Consider the following 19,873-nt stretch of genomic DNA (forward strand, 5'->3'; position numbering starts at 1 on the left):
CTCACATGATCAGCCTTTGTCATACCAGTTATCGTTTTATTCATTTTTTATTCAGCCAGATCAACGTATTTAGGCACCCAGGACTGACCATCAAGGCTCCAGTCCGAGTTAATTGTATGCCCCATCCACAGGTATACCTGCGTAGCCACATCAACACCACCTGGTACCGTCCTGTAAGCAACATCATCCACTAAAGGGCATGCATTAGGCGTAACTTCACTAAAAGAGATAATACTGGGATTGGTAAAGTATAAATGATTGGCCCCGGTCGTATAGTCTCTTAAAAACGGATTACCTGAATCATCATATTCTACTGTAGTGCTTGGCCAGAAGCCCACCAAAGAAGCATCCGTTAAATCGGCATCTGTACGGCAGTAGTTATTCGCAATTTCGGCATCGGTAAGCGCCCTGTTGTAAATGCGGATATCGGTTATCGTCATTTGTATATCACCACCGTTAGAGCCATCCCTCCATCCTACAGCAAAAGGTGAAGTAGTATTCAAATCCCTGGCTCCCACATTGGTGGTAGCATTTTTTGCGCCATCGGTATAAACGGTTATATTCCTTGCGGTTCCGCCGCCCTGTCTTACCACCAAATTCAAATTATGCCAATTATTGTCGGAAACTTTGGTACCTCTTGCCTGTGTATTACCACCGGATCCGTTAGCGCCGTTGAAGTTAGCCTGCCAATCCGTTCCTTCCAGGAAAAACACCCATCCATGATCACCGGCACCGGTTGCAAATGCTCTTCTTTTACCAAGGAACGAAGGATAATTAAAATTTCCCGACGGGATCTTCACCTTACATTGTACCGAGAAATCACCCGTCGTTCCGAAATTATACTTCGCCGCGTCTTTCACCTCTGCATAGCGGCGGCTGGTGCCGGTTACATTACCAATACGGTACGAATTGGTAGTTCCATAGTAAGGGAAAACGGACGGCTTTTGCTTATTATTGTAAGCAAATCTTGGGTTGGCCATTATTAAAAAGCTATTATGTCTGCCATCGTCAAAGGCCGACCAGGGTTTGGCAACAGGATTATAAGGTGTACTGTTGCCTTTCGGAGAAGCGATCACAACGATCCAGTCTTCGTTTGGCGCGTTGCTCCTAGCCTTCAAAGCAGTTAATATTTCCCCAACATACTGGTCAATTTGAAGCACCGCATTTCTATAAGTTGCAGAACTAGCTAAATAGGCATCGGTCATACCAGCCTGATCTGCCGCAGTAAACTGTACATACAAAAATGATGGATTGCCGGAATTCAATTCGCTCAAAGCTGCGTCTTTCGCTGCGGCATCAGAACTGACCATTTTTTTTTCTGTAGCATCTGCAGCCATTATGTTCACAACATCAGCAGATGAAGAAATAGCTACGGTTCTTGAACCGGGAGAAAGTTCCTTTAATTTGGAAAAAATAGTGGCATACTGGTCGAAATTATTATTAGTTACATTAGTGATAACCCCATGCTTACCCGGGTTAACTCCCGTGAGCATGGTAGCCACGCCCGCCTCATTACTTACAGTAGTTATATTTTCGGTAGTATTAATGGCATCCCAGGAAAAAATAGAATTTTCCGATAAATCGGTCATCACCGGAGGAGCTATTTGTTTTACCTCAGACCCCTTGCCTCCGTCCATAACAATCATTAGAACCTTACGCACTTTAGCTTGCGGGTTGGCTGCATTCTCGGGACTGTCAAGTGCATTATTTGCTGTTTTATTGCAGGCATTAAAAACAAGTGTAACTGTCAATGCAAGCAACAAGAAGCCAGAAATATTCTTATTTTCTCTAAAAAAACTGGTCATCTTACTCATTTTAAATCTCTTAATTATTGTTTAATACAATTTTTACGATGTTGCCCACTTCTCTATTATCAAACCTGTCAAAGTTTCCAACTAAGTAAAGGGCTGTAGCGCCAAAAACATCTTTTTCTGCATGACCATATATCCTGCCTCTGAATAATCCGGTATTATTATACCCGCCGGCTAAAGTGCCATCCTGGTTCAGGATAGCAAACCCCGAGCGAACGATATTGTCATATTTTACAAAAGTTCCACTAATAATAAACCTGCCGTCGTTCAATTGAGCACAATAGGTGGGCACTCCGTCGGCCATTGGTTTGATTAAAACATCAGTATCTAATGAGCCGTCTTCTTTTACTACGGCGACCCCATTTACGGCAACCCCGTTATAAAGTTTAAAGTTTCCGGTAATCACCAACCGCTCTGTATTGACATTATAAGTTATTTTATACACCGGCCCATCGGTACTGCCAGAAAATGCATTGCTGATTAAACCGGTAGCGGGATCAATGCAAACTAATCTGGATGCCGGTTTTCCATGAAATGTAGTAAATGTTCCTCCTAATACTATTTGTCCTTCGTACAATTGAGCAGATGTTATTACACTGCCATTTGCTCCCGCAAAGCTTTTCTTGGTTGTGTAATCATAATTAAAGGTGGAATCGAAATTTCCCAGTTCGTCCATTTTTGTTAATCCTAATGATGTAATCACATCCAGCTGCAAGCTTCCAACCGTGCTGTTTGGATAATAAATAGAAGAGTACGTATTGTAATTTCCTACTGTAATATATTTACCGTCTGTATCCTCATAGGTATTTAAAACGCCGCCCGGATTACCTCCATTGATTGCCGATCCTGCTTTGAAACTATTCTGAGGTTTGGTTTCGGGATCAGGATTTGCTACTTCATAGTTCGAAAAATCTAAAGTACGATTCGTTAAAAAGCGGGCTACACCGTTTACATTACTCATTGTGTCATAGGTCGAAAAATTCCCGGAGACCAGGTACATCCCATTATCAAGTATCTTTATATCATTTACAGCACCATTCAAACCTAATTTTCCCATCACAAACTGGCTTTCAGCTGCCAGTGCTTTACCCGTATTGTCTATCACCTGGATATTTTTTGTAATGTTGGTAGCTACAATGGTATTGCCGTATTCATCAAAATTTCCATAAATTAAATAATTCCCATCTGGCCTGGCTGTGATGCCGTTAATAGAAGCGAAAGAAGGGCTTCCATTACTTAAAGCCTTATTAGATCCGATGCCGGCAAGAAAATCATCAGCTATTTGAGTATTGCCACGTACTGTAATACCGGGTCCGTAATAAATTTGTCCATCATCGAAAACCACGGATGCGCTTCCCGAGCTCGCATTTACAGGAACCCTAACCGAAATATAAGTATCAGTAACTTCCTGAATACCGGCTTCCATCTGGTTAATATAAAACTTGTACCGACCCTGAGGCACAGCCTTTAACCCGGAAATGCCATATTTTACGATCGTGCCCTCGGACACGACAGAAGGCTGCGGAGCATCGGTTCCGAAACTAATGTCAACTTTAGCGTTTGGCTGATAGATATCCGTAGTGGAAAAATTGGTTTTCTGACAGGATAACACAAACATAGTGCAAACCGTTATTACCAGTAACCCAATGCAACTCCTACCATATTGATTTGAATTAACCATCTTATTTATTTACAGATTGTAAAAAACTAATTATTATAAATTAAATCGTTAGCAAAATCAAGTGATCTGAAACCAAACTCATGAATATCAAATTGAAGTGCATGAATATAACCATTAGATGCCTTGATGTTAGAAGATGCGACAAATGCAGACCACCATGTAGTATAATCTCTCGGCGTAGCGCTATTTACCAGCGAGATAAGCAAATACCTGTATCCAGCATATTTTACACCGTTTGCATCAGTAAAATTTACGCCCACATTCATGGGAACACCATCGTAAGAGGCATACATCTGGCCAGAATAAGCCGATAGATTACCAATATCGATTTGAGGATAATCGGATAAACTTTTGGATCCTTTAAAAACATATCTGGATAAATATTTTCTCCATATTTCAGGTTTAACATCCGTTATTTTGGTAATAACCGGTTTACCGGCGAAAGGAATAAGTAAATTCGTTATTTCCAATGTTCTCCTGATGCTGGAATCAGCCGGAGCAAAAAAAGTAACCTCCTCGCTACTGAGAACTGTTTCCATACCTGCATATTTTATCACGTCAACCAATTGGGCAAATACATCGGGCCTGGACTCCAGGTACTGCATTATGGTACCCTTGTAGGTTCCATCTTCGGTACCGCCATCTATGTAATAACCTTTTTTATTACATGCAGACAGTAATAGCAAAAAAGCTGCAGTGATAGTATAAATTCTTAATGCCTTCATCTCTATTAATTTCTTTATGATATTTTATAACCAGTAGCTGTTTAGTGTAATACCCGGATTATTAATACGGTTATCAGGATCTATAGGCCAGGTCCACGCACCTGCATTAAACTGACTTACCGAACAGTGATAACCAAACTTATAATTGAGGTTAATAATACGTTTCGTTCTTACTACATCGTACCAATACTGCCCCTCGCCCATGAACTCCCGGCAGCGTTCTAAAAATATTTGTTCTTTCAAATCGTCACCATCAGCGGTAATATTAGGAGCAATAGCCCTGGCTCTTACTATATTTAATTTTGTACGTGCTTTTTCATATTCGCCCAATTCGGCCAGTGCTTCAGCCTGTAGCAAATAAGCATCAGAAAGCCGGAAGACGGTTTGATTATCATCAGGGTTCACATCCTCTGCCTGGTCGTTCGCATATACGTTAGCAAATTTTAGCATCAGGAATTTATTTCCCCCGTCGTATAAATACTCTTCGTCGTACCAAGTAGATTTCCTGTTATCGCCTACCTCTCTCGGGAAAACAGCTTCCATAAAATCGGTTTCGTAAGACATATAACTATTGGTAATTCTAAAATTTTTATACGGCGCATACAATACATTATCAGAAAATGCTGACCACCCAAAACTTTCGCCATAGTTCACATTCTGAGGAATTTCAAAAAGCCCTTCCCTTGTTCTTCCTTTAAATATTTCCTTGGTACGACTAAGCGGCAACAATGCATAAGCTCCGTTATTCTGATCAAGCTCGGTCCCCAGATTGTCTACATTTCGATAATAGGCATCCTTATTAGTTCCATCAAAACAAGCCAGCCACATATTGATGTGCATCATTAAAACAATTGCCGAACCTTTCATTGACCTCACTGCTACATGTGCGGGATTGGAGTAAGTCCAGGGCAACCCGCTTTTGGCCTTTTCCATATCGTTTAAAAGATTCTTTAAAACCGCCACTTTATCCATCCGGGTAAGATCTCCGGTAAAATAAGGTTCGGTATAATATGGAACATCTCCCCATAATCTCACCATAAAAAAATAGCAGATATTTCTTATAAAAATGGCTTCTCCTATATACCTTGCCTTATCAGTTTCAGAAAGGGAAGGGTCGGAAATATCGGGTATCACATCAATCGCAATATTTGCCGATGCAATTGCTTTAAAGAACCGATCCCATTGTGTAAATCTTTTAATGTTAAATAAGTTCTGATAATCGGGCGATCCGCCATTTACAAGAGACCTGATATTATTATTAGCAAGCAGGTCAAAATAAGTACGGTTGCTGCCGGTACTTGGGTTTCGCTGAATGGGAGCGCCGCGCATATCGCCACTCCAGGCAAAAAACGGGAACTCATCTGTTCCGGGAGCAGCAGTCATATCCGCTCTAAACACCGCAGAACGGAATAGTGAATAAAGTCCGTTAATATAGCCCTCAACATCATCCTTATTACGCCAAAAATTATTACCCGACAAATTACTGGGAGGATCGAGGCTCAAAAACTTTTTACACCCGACAGGAATCGTTACTATCAGAAACAATGTTATTATGTATATAAAACGCTTCATGAGTTTAAATTTAAAATTGAACACTAACACCAAAAGAAAACTGTTTAGCATTGGGATACCCATTAGACACATCACGTCCTAAAGCAGACACCTGTTCCGGATTAGCTCCTGTGTATTTAGTTAAAATAAGGAGGTTGTAAGCGCTGAAACTAAGCCTCAAAGACGACATCCCATATCTTGAAATCACATTCATCGGCACATTATATAAGAGCGTAACATCGCCTAACTTCCAGTAAGAACCATTTTCTAAAAACATCGTTTGATTGGTTCTAAAACTTCCCAGGGAATTGGCTCTTCTAAAATCGAAAGGATTCGGAAAATCGGCTCCTGCCGTACCATTACTAAGATCACCTGAGTGGGTAGGCTTCCAGTAGTTATAGTCAGCAATCGACAACATTGCAGAAGGAGTCAGAGGTTTTGTATAAGCCTGAAATCTTTGCGCTGCCGCCATATTAATTACATCACGACCAATAAAATACTGGATACCAAATCTCAGCGTAAAATCATGCACTATTAAATTGGAATTAATACCACCAAAAAGCCTGGGTTCGGGATTTCCTAATGGCACAAGGTCTTTTTCGTCTATTATATAATCTCCGTTCACGTCCGTCCATATCGGGTCTCCGGCTTTAAAGTATAAGCCCTGACTGTTGCCAAACTGTTTTCTTAACCCGGTGGCAGGATTAACAGGAACATCGGCGTCACTCGCGTAAACCCCTTCCGTACGGTACATTAAATTAGAGAACTGGTTTCTGCCTAAACGCAATACAACGGGAACCTCTGAGTTGGCATCATTAAAGTCGCTGATAACATATTCTCTTAGCCCATCTGGCAACTGGGCCATAACTGTTCTATTAATAGATGCATTGGCGCTAAGTGTCCACTTAATTTTAGGTAAATCTATTGGTCTGCCGGTGAGGGAAAAGGAGTGACTATATTTAGCAAGGCTGCCGTCGACAGTTTTTAGCCTTGTAAAACCGTTAGTATTGTTTAATGATATATCTAACGTTAAATTGTCAACAGTTTGATATTTGTAAAGATACTCGATAGTCAGGCGGTTTTGAAAAAGCCCAAGTTCGGCTGTGAAACTTGTAGTAGTGTTTTCTTCAGCTAAAAAGTTAACATTAGGTATGGTTTCGAAGTCAAGCAGATAGGTGGGATCATTGTTAAACCTTGAGCCAAAAACGTATTTTCCATATACATCAAAAATGCTGCCGTTGGGTTTAATGGTTTGCCCCCAGCTACCCTTTAAGGAAGCAGTAGTAAGCCACTCGGACCAGTTTTGAGCAAATTTTTCATTATGGATATTCCATCGGGCTGCCACAGAAGGGCTTACCTGGGCTCCCTGATTAGGACCGTTAATAGAAGTTCTATCCGTACGATAACTCGCATCAAAAACATACTTTTTATCAAAATTATAGCTACCATAGACTCCATACCCATGAATTCGTTCATCCCGTATGTTGTTTAATGTACCTCCTTTAGTGAAAGTAGCATTGTAACCAAAACCACCCTCTATTTGATCGCTTGGGGTTTGAACAATTTGTACGGCTTCTGCCCTCGAACTGGTGGCATTAACTTCATTAAAAGCCGATAAACTAAAAGTGTGTCTTTCTATTATTTTGTTCCAGGCCAGTTGGGTTCGGTTATTAAAGTCTTTGTCCCTGTCGTTATATAGATAGCCATAATTAGATCCCCCTCTTAAAAATGCCGGGGTAAAAAAGTCCATAACACCAGTTGCAAACCGATAGCTAAACAAATTAGACACACGCAAACCTTCAATAAACTCATAGCTGATATCAAAGCTGGATAGTAAACTCTTAGATGTGTTTTCACTTTTAATATACCCGTTAGCAATAGCTGCCGACTGGTCGGAGTATTGAGAAGGTTTAGGGAAAAGCGAACTTAAGTTAGACAAGCCGGCTAAATCACCCAGGGTAGCCCCTGTACTTGACCCCGTTTGAGTTTCTCCAAACTGGCCGTTCAGAGACATCGCCATTCTGAATTTGTCTACTGGAATATATTCGGCAAACATGGACAAACCATACCTTGAAAATCCAGTATTTCTTACTATATTTTTATCATCATAATAAGTGATATTCGTTTTATAATTAAAAGACCTGGCGCCACCCAAAATGCTGAGATTATGGTTTTGGCTCCAGGTTGGGGCTACTACATAATCCTGCCAGTTAGTAGAATTATTGAAATACGGGTTCAAACTATCCGACAAAAAGGAAGAAGAGTTTACTAAAGCTTTTGACACTTCAGCCGAAGCCGTATCGTAATTAAGAATCGTGTTAATACGCGTCCAGCGTTCCTCTGCCCCTCCTACCGTTTTCCTCATCGGCGGCGGAATCTTATAAGTCAGGTTACCAGAGTATTGAATTCTAGGCACTTTAGACTTTCCACGTTTAGTAGTAACTATAATTACCCCGTAAGCGGCTCTTGCTCCATATAAAGATGCCGCAGCGGCGTCTTGTAGTACTTCTATCTGCTCAATATCTTCCGGTGGTATTAAGGATAAGGGGTTAATACCCGCGCCTCCTGACTGAAATCCATACTCATATTTTGAATTAACATCAACCTGCACACCATCAATAATAAATAACGGCGAGGTGGGCGATAGAAAACCATCACTACTGATATTAATAGAGGAGCTACCGTTTAATGTAATAGTTGGACCGGCCCCAGGGCTAGATAAATTATTCTGTATATTTAAACCGGCTACTTTACCTTGTAATAAGGATACCACGTTATTAACAGGAATATCCTGTAAAGCTTCTCCTTTTACCACAGTACTGGCGCCAGTTTGCAACTCCTTATTTCTTTTAGTAAAGCCTTGCACCACTACATCCTCCTCGACCTTGCCTTTATTTAACGCTAATGTAACTTCCAAAATACTATCGGCCGCCGACACTTTATGAGTATAGGCCAGAAATTGAATATGAGTAAATTCTATTACAGTTCCTGCAGGTATTGTAATACTGAATGATCCGGTATTACTAGTTACAGCTAAATTCACCTTCGAATCTTTGTTGGTAACGGATACCCCCGATTGAGGATCACCCAATTCATTTTTGACTACCCCCTTGACCGTTACACGATTCTGCGCGTAGGTTGTAGCAGTTATTATCAAAACAAATAGTACACTTGTCAGATATTTTAACCTTCCCGCAGCATGTTGTTTAGTTACTTGCATGTTACACCTCATTATTCAATGTTATTCGTTTGAAAACTTTGGATTGTCTGTTACAAATTGGAATAGTACTTCCCAATTACCTGATTCATATATGGCGAATGGAAATCTAATTATTGCAGTCTCAATTACTCCTCCAAACCCTATTCTTTCATAACTAAAAGTCACTACTGCTCTATCTCCGTCTGTAGTAGTATACTCCGTTTTGATTTTTACTAAAGGAATAGGATAAAGCACATCATAAGTTACCCCGGTGCTTGTTATTACCGGATTAAAGCCATGTACGAGATTGTTCCAATTTGTTTTAGAGAACTTATCAGGGTTAATTAATTGACCATTTTTATCTAAAAAACGAAAGGTAATTTTGCTGTCATTGCTTCCTTCCATTCTTTTCATAGAAATCATTAAGTCTCCTGATGACATATAGCGGTTGGTACTATCTCCTTTTACATTTAATAAGGATGCAGCAAATACGCCGGGTGAAAGCTCATGGCCATTGGCAGCATCCCTGTTAGAGGGTTCTGTTGGACGTTCTCGATAAGGCATTAATTTTAAATCCCTGAAAAAACGCCGACCTCCTGAACTGGAAACTTCTATATCAAATAAATAACCGGAATCAGGTAAAGCCCTGATAAAATTAGAACGTGCTGTATTCCACACAATAATATCTCCGGAATATTGAGCTACTTCCAATACAGGCCTGTTTTGAACTTCCTGCTTAGCTTTCAATTCTTCAAGGGAGGTTTCCTTTCCGGTATAAGCGTTTTTCCAAACCGTAACCGGCAAAACGGACTGCAGCTCCGGTGCAGGCTCACCGTTTCTACGCCTTATATTTCTAATCTGGAACGTTGCCGGATAGGTTGTAGTTCCCTTGAAAAATGCGCTGTACGAATTATTGCGACCAAGCACCGGCTCGAACAACTCTTGAGTATACTGAGAATCTTCGCCTATATTTTCACGCTCTTCGGGAAAATATTTATCGCAGCCCCAGCCTAGTCCTATCAAAATCAATAGAACAACGATTTGCGGTCTAAGAATATTTTTACTGCTTTTCATCATAATACAAAGTGTTTGAGTTTCTATCTTTTGTTCACAGCTCTGATAAATGTGCTTCCAAAACCAAAATCATGGCCGGAGGTCAAAAGGTTTATTACCGCATTATCTGCAGAAATATCGATGGTAGAGGTTTGTGTTGTGATCCAATACCTGGTAAATATGGATCTGTTTCTATCGCTAAAATTTATAAGCTTAGGGCCACCGGCAACATACCCATTTGCATTCGTGAATAAGAGTTTCATGTTCATAGAATATCCGTACTTTATGGTTTCAACGTCTATTCCATCAGATAAAGAAGAATATAAATCGCTGCTTTTTATTTTACTCCGTATCATATACTTGCATAAAACGCTATCCAATACGTCCACATCAACAGAGTTAATATCTGCAAGGGGCATTTGCGGAACAGAATCCATCCTGGCCTGATTAATATTGAGGAAGGCCAGTTCAAAGCTTCTGTTATTAGCAGCAAACAATGTAATGTTCCCGGTTTTAAGGGTATCCTCTAAACCCGGAACGCGGCTGATTGCTTTTAACAAAGAGTCGTATACGCCTGTTTGAGATTGAAGATACTCATACGCATTCCCACGAAAATTAATTTCAGGCGCTTTCGCACTTTTATAGGTGTTGTCTATTTTAGTACAGCCCCCTATAGCAAATACTATTAAAGACACTATAATTGCATTTAGTTTCATTTAAATTCTATTTATCTTCAGAAATTATGCTTTAGTAAATATGTGTACGACCAGCGATTTACCGACCTAACCAGTAACTATTTTGAACTAATGTGGTGTTATTGTTCAATACTTCCTGCGCAAGCGGCCAGTAAATACCATCACGGGTAAGGAGTTCGTTAAAAGAGGCGTTATTTTTTAATAAGCGATTTTCTCTTACTAAGTCATACCAGTGCCATCCCTCTCCTACAAGCTCCCTTCTCCTTTCCTTAAAAATCTCTTTAATTATTTCTTCAGGATCAGTAGAAGTGCCTAATACATTATCCAGCCCCCGAGAAGTGCGTACACTATTGAGCAATGTAGTTGCATCCGTATACTTACCTAATACGGTTAATGCTTCTGCCCGCAATAGTTTGATTTCTTCCAGGCGCGTAAATACCAACGAAGAGGTAAATTGAGCAAACATGCCGGTTGCAGCGCCATCATCTACTATCCTTATCTTTTTGAATACGGGAATTTCTGCATTGTAGTTTTCAAAATAATTAGTTAGCAAAGACCCTTCTTCTGTCGCAGTTGGGTCTACACCAAATCTTTCGTCCTTACCGTTGGTATGGGCGAACATGTCTACAATTGCCGTTTTAGGTATATAAAGATCTGGCAACAATTTAGACATAGGAAAGGACGGCGTATTAGCCAGCGTTAACTGCTCTATATGTCCGTTAAAAGTAGCTTCGCCATCTTGCTTAATAAACGAAAAAGAAAATATAGGATAGATATCGGTGCCATTTGTTCCCCTGTTAAAGAGGCCGGAATTCGAAGAAGATACCATGGTATTGGTAGATACGGTAGCTATTCTGCTTTTGGAATAGTTGTTCATGATAAACTCCGTATAAATAGCCGCATTTACGTAATCTTCTTTCCAGGCAGAAATATGCGCTAATATGGAATAAGCGGCAATCCGGCTAAAGGGCCTTCCTCCCCATTCGGCCTGGGAATAATCATAATAATTATTAGGGAATTTAAAATCTTCCCCGGATACAGAGTATAAATAAGGTAGATTGGAAGCAACAGCAATAAGTTCGCTCTCAGCAAAACTCAACACGGCATTTTTGTCAGTGCGTGTGATTTCCGGAAAATTTTGTCCTTCGCCCGAAGTAGTGATCAATGGGACATCGCCCCATATACGCACCATATAAAAATAAGCAAATGCTCTTAAAGCTCTTGCCTGGGCTATATCCAAATTCAGATAAGACTCTGTATATCTTGCATCGGCAAGGCAACCTGCTACGTTTTCAATAAATACATTGCTGGCATTTATCATTGCATAAAATTTCCTCCAGTTGCTTGCCTCATCAATTAAACGGTACGATGCATTAAGCTGTCCGTCAATTACGGCCTTTAAATCGGGTCTTGTTACAGCCTTAAAATCACCGCTGCGTAACTCGCCATATATCCAGTGCGCATTATTGTTAGCCACTGCAGCACGAAATAACCCATATAGACCAATAAGCCCGCCACGTGCATCGTCATAGGAGTCCCAACTGGCGGCTTCGGTAGCTACACGGGTAGAATCGACATCTAATTTTTTATTGCAAGACCAACTGCCGGCCATTATTGCCGCCCAAATAAACAGGCAAATGATTCGTTGTATATATTTTTTTGAGGAAACCATTTTTTTCATTTTACAGTTGGTTAAAAATCAAGCTTAAGTCCTACAATTACCGATTTGGGCAAAGGCAATCCATCGCCCCGGTAATAACCGTTGTAATTGACCAATTCCGGATCGTCGCCATTAAATTTTGTAAACGTCAGTAAGTTGGTGCCGGTTACGTAAAGCAGGCTTCTTTTAAAGGCTTTACCTCTCAGCATTTTAGAAAAATCGTAGCCCAGGGAAAGCGACCTTAATTTTAGAAAAGAAAGATTTTCAAGAAAGATGTCCTGGTCTGACCTATATGGAGAGGTATTGCTCCAAACGTTGTACACCGGGTAGATGCTTAAATCCTGTTTTTTCTCCCAATAGGTAATTTCCTTTACGGAGTTGATATCCTGTACAGCCTCGGAATTAATAAAATCCATCCTTTTGGAAGCGTAATAATTTAGTGCTTTGTGCCCAAGTGCGTAGTACAATTGTACATCCAGCGTAAAGGATTTTAAAGCTATTGAAGTACCAAGCCCCCCTGAAATTTTGGGCATGTAATTACCTTTTAGTACTTTATCTTCATTATCAATTGTGTTATCGCTGTTTACATCAACCCATTTGGCATCACCTACCTTTACCGGCACTCCCCGTACCGTAAGGCCTGCGGGAATCTCACTGGTGTTATTATAAATTCCTGCATTTTGCAATATCCAAAACTGATCGGCGGCCTCCCCTACTTTTAGTTTATTATCCCCGATGACAATTTCGTCAAACCCGCCGGGCAATGCTTTTAACACATTCTTATTATAATTGGCATTCCAGCTAATGTCCCAATACAAATCGCTTGCTTTGCTCCTAACCAAATTAGCTTTAACTGTCAGGTCAACTCCTTTATTGTTTACATGTAACCCCGATTTATAGGCACTGATGTAGCCCCATTCGGCGGCAACAGGAACGGGGAATAACCCGTTTTTATCATCTTTATTATATATATCTAATCCAATCGTTAGCCGGTCCTGCATAAAACCGATCATTGCCCCTACTTGCAACTTATCTACATATGACCAGGGAATGTCATATCCAACCCACCCTGTTGTGTAAGGCCTGGACAAACCGGCAATACCGGCATAGGATCCTATAGTGGGCTCATTGCCCCAGCCAAGATCCACACGATATTGAGGTCCGGCCTGATACCTGTCATCCGAAAATGTTTTACCGAGTCTGCTCCATGCAGCATTTAAAGAGAAAGCAGAAAAGCCATCCCTCTCTTTCATTAAATGATTTTTGATATCCCAGTTTGCTCCCGCACCATATCCTGTAAACCATTTGTGTGTTACCGGCATGGCTGAAGAACCATCTCTACGAATCAATGCATTAACTGATAAAATATCGCTAAGTTCGTACGTAGCATTTCCTCCTAAAGAAAACAGGGCGGTTCTCATTTTGCTGGGGAAATAATGAACAACTACAGGGGGTTCCAAATAATCTCCGGCATTCCTATCTCCGTTCACGATTACCGACTTGATAAAATCATTAGGCGTATTATAGGCGTATGCATAGTTATAACGGTATATATCACTATTAAAACTTTGCAACACACCTAATTTCAAACGCTGATCATTTGAAAAATCAAAGGAATAATCAAGAGAATGATTGGTAATTAGCCGCTGATTATAGCCAAAATAAGCGGACGTAAAATTATTTGTTTCCAAAAGCGTACTGGGCCAAAAAACATCTCTTAACCCTTCATTATAGTCGAACCCTATTTTTCCCAGATAATGGAATCCTTTTAAGGAAGCTTCCAATGCTAAATAGCCTTCCAGTGCATTGTTAGCATTCTTATCAATAGTAATTCTCTTATCAAATTGGGACAAGTAAGCTGAATACATGTCTTTATTAGGCGTAAGCGGATTGGCCAGGTCTGGGATATAACGCTGCTCAGCCAGCCGATCTCTTATACTACGGTTTCTCTGACGTTCCAAACGATTATAGGAGATCATACTTGATACCATTAGCCATTCCAAAGGAGCTACATTCAGCATAAAATTGGCTCCGTACTTGGAAATGGAGGTATTGTCGGCGCTATTGGCATTTTTTGCCATACTTCCAAAAAATCTGTAATTAGCTCTATCTGTTCCCGCGCTAATTCCAAAGTTGGCATTATACAAAGCAGCCGTTTTGTAATATTCATCAGTCCAGTTAGCGGCCCCATAGTAGTCGTTATTGGTTGAATCCCGTAGGTATTGAGGGTAGTTTAGCGCATCATTCAATGTGCCATACTTGTTATAAAACTGTTGTCTGAACTGGTTTTCATAACTTGCGTTAATGGGTGTAACCCGGTTTGCCGCTACTATTCCATAATAGGAATTGATAGATAAATCGAAAGAAGAACTTTTTTTGGTAGTGATCCAAATAGCGCCGTTTGAAGCAATAGGCCCCAAAGACGCCAATTCAAGTGGATTCTTAAGTATTTCTATAGATTCAATGTTGTCAGCGTCTACTATTGTCATCAAATTAGTAGCCGGTCCGATACGGTTAAAATCGTATTTCTGAATATCATAAGCAAAAGGATTATCTGTGAGCAGCGGTAATCCATTTACATAAACTGCCGGTTGCTGATCATATAAATACTTCTTGTTCAGCAGGGGAGCAGACAAACCGTGAATAAACACATTTTGAGCTACGCCTGGTTCCCCGGTTGGCTCTTGTATATATGTTCCTGCAGCATTTCCCTTAATATATTGCTGAACGGATATATACGGGTTTCTGGTAACATTATCTAAAATTAATTTATTATTAGCTGAAGAAACTTTAGCGTACTTAATACCAATAGTCGGTGTTAAGATCAAAGAATCGACGGTTGAAGATGTATCGCTGGTATCTCTTGTCTGAGCGCTAGCCCCTATCGAGCAGCCAATAAGAAATAATTGAAAAATAATATTTCCTAGTAAACCTATACCTTTTACTATTCTCATCTAGTTAATTGTTTTTAGTTTATTCGTACGCCGGCAATTGTTAAATTTTCAGCCCTGATATTTTTTAACATTTGTATAAAAGGCGCTGGAAACTTCGTTAGAAACTATACAGCCAATGCTAAGCTATCTGGTCTTGAATGTAAATGTATAGACTAAAAATGCGTAAAATAATGCGCAACCGTATGCGCAAAATTTAACAATTTAATATTGTGGCAATACGAGGACGTTGAGCAAAAACGTTTCAGTTGTTAATTTTTTGCTTCAAAATACGCAGTTCTTTGGGGTAATAATTGTTGATTCTATTGGGCAGCACATTCATCCATCCTAAGGCATGATTGTTATAGGTAGCGAGTTGCCAGCCGCTGGTCCAGCCGGTATTTTCTATGGTATTTTTTTGAAGATAAGAAATAGATTCGGAGAGCTGTAATTCAGTGCGACCAATTGCTTCCCCTACCATTCTGCTCATAGCCAATGCATGATCCGGAATTAGCTTTTTATGGGCCAGCTCTCCCAATAAAGTACCGGAATAAATAATTCTCAGATGTTGTAATATGAGATCAAAGTCTCCAAACAAAGCAGCAGGCCATGCATATATTTTATCATTCACCTGTATCAACTCGTTGTTATCAGGGTTAGCCCATGCAGCAACCAATGGCGATAATTGTTTTGTTGCAGCCTTTATTGCATGTCTGTTTTTGTTCTTGTAAATATCGCCTTCATGGAGTTGGAAAGCGGCTAAAAAAAATCCTTCACCTTTTGCAAGATGCGGCCAGAAACGATAGCCCCTATTTCCTGATGAGGTTACAGCTTCAGTTATATGCCAATCATCCTGTATCTTGAAGGAGATATTAGATAAAGCAAACTCACTGGTCAACCAGTCAGCAATATCTTCATCTTCCTGTTGAGAATAAGAGCAGGTGGAATAGATTAGCACACCGCCTTCTTTGAGCGCCGGCAGCACATCGGCTAAAATCCTTTGCTGACGCTGGCTACAGAGCACCACGTTATTTTCGCTCCACTCATCAATGGCTTCTTCATCTCTGCGAAACAAACCGCTGCCGCTACAGGGAGCATCTACCAAGATCACATCAAAATATCCTTTCAGCTTTGAAAAATCTTTGGGATCATTATTCGTAACAACCACACTGCTACTACCCCACTTTACGATATTATCTTTTAGTATGTTAACGCGTTGCCTGATCACCTCATTGCTCACCAGCAAACTTCCTGGAGATAGAAGCGATTGCAGGTGGGTTGATTTGCCGCCAGGCGCTGCACAAAGATCTAAGACACGTAAAGGATTCGACACATCAACAGACTGTTGTAGTGCCTGCTCCAGAAACATACTGCTGGCCTCCTGTACATAGTAAGTGCCAGCATGAAATAAAGGGTCAAAAGTAAAGGATGGCCGTTCAGACAAATAGTATCCGTTGCTGGTCCATGGTATCGGCATGCAATTGATATCTCTGTCGTTAAACGATTGCAAAACAACTTCCGGCTTTGCAGGATTTAATCTTATAGAAGTAACAGGTATATCAGCATTATGTATGTCTACAAATTGCTGTTCATTAAAGCCGGGCAGTCCCTGTAAAGACTGTATTAAAGCGGAAGGTAATTGCACCCCGCAAAAATAAACAAAGCACGACAAAACTTTATTTGACCGGGCTTTAATATTTTGTACAGAAAAAGAATGAGACGGCTATAGCCTACTACACCCGCACAGTAAAACTCTGTTTTTCTTTGAACTCTTTTCTGAAGCTAACGATGCCGATATAAAACAGATCTATATCGCAGGATACGGCTTCATGTTGAACGATATTTTTCCAGGCTGTTTCCATTCCCTTGCTCCAATGTATATCATCAAAAACCAAAAGCGTGTCATTGTGTACGTGGGGCAGCAGTTGCTGAAAATACCTTTCAGTAGGCTCCTGACGATGATTGCCGTCGATAAAAGCCAGATCAATACGTTGATTCGTACCTAATACATCATCCAGCGTGGAATCGAAATTCCCACGCACCAATTCTATATTCCGAATATGAAGCTGCCGAAAATTATCCAGTGCTTTGTCAGCTACGCTGGATGCGCCTTCCATAGTAATCACTTTTGCTGAGGGATTGCCCAAAGCTAAATAGCTGCTGGTAATACCTAATGATGTTCCCAGCTCAAGTATCGTTTGTGGCTGGTAAAATTTTGCCATCCGGTATAATAACTGTCCGAACTTTTTTGGCTTTGCTGCATTTTTTGCAATAGAGCTAACAGTTCTTCTATCAGAGGATGTAGCTGATGAGCCGGCTCCCATATCTTCAATCAGCAATTCAGTGGAATCGGAGAGCAATTGCTTTCTGAGCTGCTCTACTTTTTCATATGCTTCATACTTCGTAAAATCATTCATCACTTTCGTGATAAACTCATATACAAAAGGAGAATGCATACCATGTCCCTTACTGTTGGCAGCATGAACATAATACTTAAAATACTTAGCGGCAGCTTGTAAAGGAGAATAAACCATGGGAAATAATTTTGATATTGGATACTGGATGCTGGATATTGGATGACCGGTGATGGATCGTACATCACACTCCGTAGATAGAGCTGGGTGACAAATAACGGACGACGGGTAAAGAACTACTTCCTGCTCCCTGTTCACTTCCGCTCCCACACTTCATAAGTGTAATCAAAAGCATGTTTATCGTCTGCCTTATTTTGAATCGAGCTCACCAGCTTCCATTCTTTTTCTTCAATTACGGGGAAATGGGTATCGCCCTCTATCACCGTATCAACACGTGTCAGATAAATCCTGTTAGCTTTGGGATAATACATTTTATATATTTCTCCCCCGCCTATGACCATCAGTTCTTTTACATCGGCTTCTTTCATCATAAATGCTACATCTTTCACACTGTTTAAAACAATGGCGCCATCGATCTTTAATCCCTTTTGATTACTCAACACGATATTCTTTCTACCGGGCAACGGTCTCTTAAAGCTTTCAAAAGTTTTGCGCCCCATTACAACCGGCATTCCCCAGGTAACATTTTTAAAATGCTTCATGTCATCCGGTAAACTCCATACCAGGCGGTTGTCTTTGCCGATTACATTGTTATTAGATGCTGCCACTACTAATGAAATAATCATAAGAATATAGAATTTTGAATGTAGAATGTAAAATGTATAACGTAAGATGCAAGGAGTATTATTTATTATTTGAATTCCTTTTAGCAGTCTCTCTGCTTGCAGTAAAGATAGCAACGAGTTCGTTACATTCCTTAAACGCCGGCAATAGAATATCGTTCACAATTACAGGTTTTTCTATAATTATTCTCAGATTAATCTTTGTTTCCCGCAACTCTTTCAAAAGTACTCCCATTTTATGTATGAAGTCAGCCTTTGACTCTGCAGCTTGTACCTCTCCATACAATAGAGCAGGTGCCGTTCCGCTTTTACATAATTGATGCGCTAAATTGCTCCCTGTTTTAGTAAATGGCAGGAGGTCGCACACATTAAGCATCATGATTGCAAACTAAACCAGCCTGCCCTCAAGATTATATACTCGTTCCATAACCGGATGTACTTCCGTTGACATTTCATATTTAACATTCTTCATTTCATTCATACTATACCGCAACAGGTGCCTTTATAGCAGGATGACTCTGATAATTTTCCAGTTTGAAATCATCATACTGAAAACCAAAAATATCCTTTACTTCAGGATTGATCTTCATCACAGGTAACGGGTAAGGTTCGCGACTCAATTGTAAATTTACCTGTTCGATATGATTATTGTAAATGTGGACGTCGCCAAAAGTATGTATAAAGTCTCCCGGCTCTAAGTCGCAAACCTGAGCTACCATCATAGTTAACAATGCGTAGGACGCAATATTGAACGGCACTCCCAGGAAAACATCAGCACTACGTTGATATAACTGGCAGCTCAACTTTCCGTCAGCCACATAAAACTGGAATAAGGTATGGCAGGGCATCAACGCCATCTCCGGCAATTCGCCTACATTCCATGCACTCACTATTAAGCGGCGACTATCAGGCGTCTTTTTGATCTGGCTGATCAGGTCGGCAATCTGGTCGATTACTTTTCCATCTTTTCCCTCCCAGCTGCGCCATTGTTTGCCATACACAGGCCCCAGCTCACCTTCTTCATTTGCCCATTCGTCCCAAATACGTACGCTATGCTCTTTCAAATAAGCGATATTGGTCTCGCCTTTTAAAAACCAAAGTAATTCATGTATAATACTTTTCAGGTGAACTCTTTTCGTTGTCACCAGCGGAAAGCCTTTTTGCAGGTCAAAACGCAGCTGGTATCCGAAAGTGCTGATCGTACCTGTGCCGGTACGATCCGTTTTCTGCGTACCGTTATCCAGGATATGGTGAAGTAAATTTAAATACTGTTGCATAGTGCAAGATAGTTAATAATCCCTTCCATAAAAATCCCGCCGGTGGTATGTGCGAAACGGGTTAATTTAAAAAAGGCCTGAAACTTGCATTATTCAGATGATTTACTTTTAGCGGTATATTAATTTGTTTTCCC

At 40.5% G+C, this 19,873-nt stretch carries 14 protein-coding genes; all 14 read right to left on the bottom strand.

Going from position 1 to position 19,873, the window contains the following annotated elements; genetic code table 11:
• Nucleotides 1-47: 47 nt before the first annotated feature.
• The 14 genes from U0035_RS06790 to U0035_RS06850 all read right to left on the bottom strand — a co-directional run bounded on the left by U0035_RS06790 (nucleotide 48) and on the right by U0035_RS06850 (nucleotide 19,739).
• Nucleotides 48-1,805 carry a LamG-like jellyroll fold domain-containing protein gene (locus U0035_RS06790; protein ID WP_162817746.1) on the bottom strand — a complete coding sequence of 586 codons (1,758 nt, stop codon included), beginning with the start codon at nucleotides 1,803-1,805 and terminating at the stop codon, nucleotides 48-50.
• Between the two features lie 19 nt (nucleotides 1,806-1,824).
• Nucleotides 1,825-3,492 (bottom strand): DUF5008 domain-containing protein, encoded by a 1,668-nt coding sequence (locus tag U0035_RS06795; RefSeq protein WP_114789259.1) that lies wholly within the window; start codon nucleotides 3,490-3,492, stop codon nucleotides 1,825-1,827.
• 26 nt (nucleotides 3,493-3,518) lie between these two features.
• Nucleotides 3,519-4,217 carry a fasciclin domain-containing protein gene (locus U0035_RS06800; protein WP_114789260.1) on the bottom strand — a complete coding sequence of 233 codons (699 nt, stop codon included), beginning with the start codon at nucleotides 4,215-4,217 and terminating at the stop codon, nucleotides 3,519-3,521.
• Nucleotides 4,218-4,241: 24 nt separating this feature from the next.
• A complete protein-coding gene (locus tag U0035_RS06805; RefSeq protein ID WP_211316336.1) occupies nucleotides 4,242-5,789 on the bottom strand; it encodes a RagB/SusD family nutrient uptake outer membrane protein in 1,548 nt (515 codons plus the stop codon).
• A gap of 10 nt (nucleotides 5,790-5,799) precedes the next feature.
• Nucleotides 5,800-8,988, bottom strand: a complete 3,189-nt coding sequence (locus U0035_RS06810) for a SusC/RagA family TonB-linked outer membrane protein (protein ID WP_162817747.1) — start codon at nucleotides 8,986-8,988, stop codon at nucleotides 5,800-5,802.
• Nucleotides 8,989-9,009: 21 nt separating this feature from the next.
• On the bottom strand, nucleotides 9,010-10,044 hold the full coding sequence (locus U0035_RS06815; protein WP_114789262.1) for a DUF5007 domain-containing protein: 1,035 nt from the start codon (nucleotides 10,042-10,044) through the stop codon (nucleotides 9,010-9,012).
• A gap of 20 nt (nucleotides 10,045-10,064) precedes the next feature.
• Nucleotides 10,065-10,736, bottom strand: a complete 672-nt coding sequence (locus U0035_RS06820; protein ID WP_114789263.1) for a fasciclin domain-containing protein — start codon at nucleotides 10,734-10,736, stop codon at nucleotides 10,065-10,067.
• 58 nt (nucleotides 10,737-10,794) lie between these two features.
• Nucleotides 10,795-12,396, bottom strand: a complete 1,602-nt coding sequence (locus U0035_RS06825) for a RagB/SusD family nutrient uptake outer membrane protein (RefSeq protein WP_114789264.1) — start codon at nucleotides 12,394-12,396, stop codon at nucleotides 10,795-10,797.
• An 11-nt stretch (nucleotides 12,397-12,407) separates the two neighbouring features.
• Complete coding sequence (locus U0035_RS06830; RefSeq protein WP_114789265.1) at nucleotides 12,408-15,329, bottom strand: TonB-dependent receptor plug domain-containing protein; 2,922 nt, start codon at nucleotides 15,327-15,329, stop codon at nucleotides 12,408-12,410.
• Between the two features lie 241 nt (nucleotides 15,330-15,570).
• Nucleotides 15,571-16,950: an RsmF rRNA methyltransferase first C-terminal domain-containing protein gene (locus U0035_RS06835; RefSeq protein WP_114789266.1), complete on the bottom strand. Its 1,380-nt coding sequence runs from the start codon at nucleotides 16,948-16,950 to the stop codon at nucleotides 15,571-15,573.
• An 88-nt stretch (nucleotides 16,951-17,038) separates the two neighbouring features.
• The gene (locus U0035_RS06840; protein ID WP_114789267.1) at nucleotides 17,039-17,839 is read right to left on the bottom strand and encodes an O-methyltransferase; all 801 of its coding nucleotides are present in this window, start codon (nucleotides 17,837-17,839) and stop codon (nucleotides 17,039-17,041) included.
• Nucleotides 17,840-17,973: 134 nt separating this feature from the next.
• Entirely contained in the window at nucleotides 17,974-18,465 is a 492-nt protein-coding gene (locus U0035_RS06845) for a dihydrofolate reductase (protein WP_114789268.1), read from the bottom strand.
• A 58-nt stretch (nucleotides 18,466-18,523) separates the two neighbouring features.
• Nucleotides 18,524-18,841: a four helix bundle protein gene (locus U0035_RS22925; RefSeq protein WP_211316337.1), complete on the bottom strand. Its 318-nt coding sequence runs from the start codon at nucleotides 18,839-18,841 to the stop codon at nucleotides 18,524-18,526.
• A gap of 103 nt (nucleotides 18,842-18,944) precedes the next feature.
• A complete protein-coding gene (locus U0035_RS06850) occupies nucleotides 18,945-19,739 on the bottom strand; it encodes a thymidylate synthase (protein ID WP_114789269.1) in 795 nt (264 codons plus the stop codon).
• Nucleotides 19,740-19,873 lie beyond the last annotated feature (134 nt).

This window comes from Niabella yanshanensis (assembly GCF_034424215.1).
In the GTDB taxonomy this organism is placed as follows: domain Bacteria; phylum Bacteroidota; class Bacteroidia; order Chitinophagales; family Chitinophagaceae; genus Niabella; species Niabella yanshanensis.